The organism is Mycobacterium sp. TH-M82 (assembly GCF_057473605.1).
On record NZ_JBYCKY010000635.1, the window covers coordinates 1 to 3,088 of the forward strand.

The 3,088-nt window shown below is 67.4% G+C and carries 3 protein-coding genes and 1 pseudogene; 2 read left to right on the forward strand and 2 right to left on the reverse strand.

Going from position 1 to position 3,088, the window contains the following annotated elements:
* Positions 1–329, forward strand: a pseudogene (locus tag AC2VON_RS18670) (polyprenyl synthetase family protein); the annotation flags it as partial.
* A 6-nt stretch (positions 330–335) separates the two neighbouring features.
* Positions 336–1,907, forward strand: a complete 1,572-nt coding sequence (locus tag AC2VON_RS18675; RefSeq protein WP_486954294.1) for an alpha-(1->6)-mannopyranosyltransferase A — start codon at positions 336–338, stop codon at positions 1,905–1,907.
* Here the strand turns inward: AC2VON_RS18675 and AC2VON_RS18680 are convergent.
* Positions 1,894–2,298: an Rv2175c family DNA-binding protein gene (locus AC2VON_RS18680; RefSeq protein ID WP_486954295.1), complete on the reverse strand. Its 405-nt coding sequence runs from the start codon at positions 2,296–2,298 to the stop codon at positions 1,894–1,896. The genes AC2VON_RS18675 and AC2VON_RS18680 overlap by 14 nt on opposite strands.
* A 78-nt stretch (positions 2,299–2,376) precedes the next feature.
* The coding region (locus AC2VON_RS18685; protein ID WP_486954296.1) for a 3-deoxy-7-phosphoheptulonate synthase at positions 2,377–3,088 on the reverse strand (712 nt) is incomplete at its 5' end.

The window sequence follows — 3,088 nt, forward strand, 5'->3', positions numbered from 1 at the left end:
ATCCGGCGGTGACCGGCAAGCCGGCCGGCGACGACCTGCGCTCGGGCAAGCGCACCGTGCTGATCGCCGAGGCGGTGGAGTTGGCCGACAACTCGGATCCGCTGGCAGCCAAGCGGTTACGCGCCTCGATCGGCACCGCCCTGACCAACGCCCAGATCAGTGAACTATGCGATGTGATCAAGGCCGTGGGCGCGCTGGCCGCGGTCGAGGACCGTATCAACATGCTCACCCGCCGTGCCCTGGCCGCGTTGACCGCCGCGCCCATCGACGAATCGGCCAAGGCCGGACTATCCGACCTGGCCCGGCTGGTCGCCAACCGGTCTGCCTGAACGCCGATGGCCACACCGACAGCACCGACAGCCAGCCGAGGCGCCGGCCTCGCTCGGCGCTTGTCGCGGCTGCAGCGGTTCGCCACCAGCCGGGAGTCCGGGCCGGCCTGGTTGGGCTGCCTGGGCGCGATGCTGATCACCGCGGGCGGGTTGGGGGCGGGCAGCACCCGGGTGCACGACCCGTTGCTGGAGTCGATGCACCTGTCCTGGCTGCGTTTCGGTCATGGGCTGGTGCTGTCCTCGATGTTTTTGTGGTCCGGTGTTGCGGTGATGCTGATGGCATGGTTGGGGCTGGGACGACGCGTCATCGCCGGCAGCGCAACGGAATACAGCATGGTGGCCAGCACCGGATTTTGGCTGGCGCCGTTGCTGTTGAGCGTGCCGGTGTTCAGCCGTGACACGTACTCCTATCTGGCCCAAGGTGCGCTGCTGCGCGACGGCCTCGACCCCTATCTGGTGGGCCCGGTGGAAAACCCGAACCCGTTGCTCGATGATGTGAGCCCCATCTGGTCGGCGACGACGGCCCCCTACGGCCCAGCCTTCATCCTGGTCGCCAAGTTGATCACGGTACTGACCGGCGACAATGTGGTGGTCGGAACCATGCTGTTGCGGTTGTGCATGCTGCCGGGCCTGGCACTGCTGATCTGGGCAGCACCGCGGGTGGCGCGCCATGTCGGCGGCGGGGACGCCGGCGGCCCGGCCGCGCTGTTCGTCTGTGTCCTCAACCCACTGGTGATCATCCACCTGATGGGCGGGGTGCACAACGAGATGCTGATGGTCGGTCTGATGATCGCCGGCATCGCACTGACTCTCGATCGTCACCCCATCGGTGGCGTCACGCTGGTGGCGGTCGCGGCGGCGGTCAAGGCCACCGCCGGAATTGCGCTGCCGTTTCTGATCTGGGTGTGGATGCGCCAGCTGCGAGACCGGCACGGATACCGGCGATTGTGGGCTTTCGCGGTGGCGGCCGCTGCGTCGGTGGTGATTGTGGTCGCGGTGTTCGCGGTGCTGTCGACGCTGGCCGGGGTGGGTCTGGGCTGGTTGACGGCGCTGCTGGCCGGCAACGTGAAGATCATCAACTGGCTGACCGTGCCGACCGCGGTCGCGAACCTGACCCACACCGTCGGAGGCGTGTTTTTCCCGGTCAACTTCTACGCGGTGCTGCACGTCACCCGGATCGCCGGCATCGTGCTCATCGCCGCGTCCCTGCCACCGCTGTGGTGGCGGTCCCGCCGCGACGATCACGCGGCGGTGAGCGGCATCGCGTGGGCCATGCTGATCGTGGTCCTGTTCGTGCCCGCCGCGCTGCCGTGGTATTACACCTGGCCGCTGGCGGCCGCCGCGCCCCTGGTGCGGTCGGCAACTGCGATCGCCACCATCGCCGCGTTCTCGACGTGGGTCATGGTGATCTTCCGACCGGACGGCGCGCACGGCATGTACTCGTGGATCCACGTCGGCATCGCGACGGCTTGCGCACTGCTCGCCTGGCGCACGCTGGACCGGGCGGCGCGCGCGCCGGCAGGCGAGACCGCCTCAATGAGCCTCGGTACGCCTCAACAAGCCATCAATAAGCCATAGCCTGTGCCCGGCGCACCACCTCCCGGGCCTGATGGGAATGCAGCGCATCGACCGGACGTGCGTTGCCGACCGCTTCGCGGGCCCCGTCGCGGCTGATGGTCAGCGACGGATCGGAGGTGAACAACCACCGCACGATGTCGGTGTCGCCGTATCCGCCGTCGTACAGCACCGCCAGCAAGCCGGGCAGGCACTTGACCACCTCACCGGCGTCGGTGAAGAAAATCTGCGGCACCACCACCACGTCGCCGCGGCGCACCGCAACAAGATGGCCGTCGCGCAGCTGCTGATGCACGTTGGTCACCGGTACCCCGAGCAGCTGGGCCACCATCGGCAGGTCGTAAGTCGGCTCGTCGGGCGCCAGAACGTCGTCGCTGGCCGGAATGCTGCTCACGAAGCGAGTTTAGAAGCCCTGCGCCTCAATCCAAGGGCCCACCGGATGCGACTCTTTGCATGCCCGGCGCAATGAGCCTCAATCGCGGAGCATTTCGGCGATCAGGAACGCCAACTCCAGTGACTGCTGGGTGTTCAACCGCGGATCGCACGCAGTCTCGTAGCGTCCGGCCAGATCCGAGTCGGAGATGTCCTGCGCGCCACCGAGGCACTCGGTGACATCTTCGCCGGTGATCTCGACGTGGACACCGCCGGGATGGGTGCCCAACGCGCGGTGCACTTCGAAGAAGCCCTGCACCTCGTCGACGATACGGTCGAAGTGGCGGGTCTTATGGCCGGTGGACGCCTCGTGGGTGTTGCCGTGCATAGGGTCGCACTGCCAGACCACTCGGTGACCGGTGGCCTGGACCTTCTCGATGATCGGCGGAAGCAGGTCGCGCACCTTGCCGTTGCCCATTCGGCTCACCAGGGTCAGCCGGCCCGCCGTGTTGTGCGGGTCCAGCCGTTCGACGTATTCGACCGCCAGCTCCGGCGTGGTGGTGGGGCCGAGCTTGACCCCGATCGGGTTGGCGATCACCTCGGCGAACGCGACGTGCGCGCCGTCGAGTTGACGGGACCGCTCTCCGATCCACAGGTAGTGTGCCGACAGGTCGTAGAGCTGTGCCTCGCCATTTTCGTGCTGCGACAACCGCAACATGGCCCGCTCGTAGTCGAGCACCAGAGCCTCATGGCTGGCATAGATTTCGGCGGTCTCCAGCCCCCGGTCGGCCACCCCGCAGGCACTCATGAAC

Coding starts and splice junctions, on each gene's coding strand:
- AC2VON_RS18675 (WP_486954294.1), top strand. CDS start 336: ATGGCCACACCGACAGCACCGACAGCCAGCCGAGGCGCCGGCCTCGCT.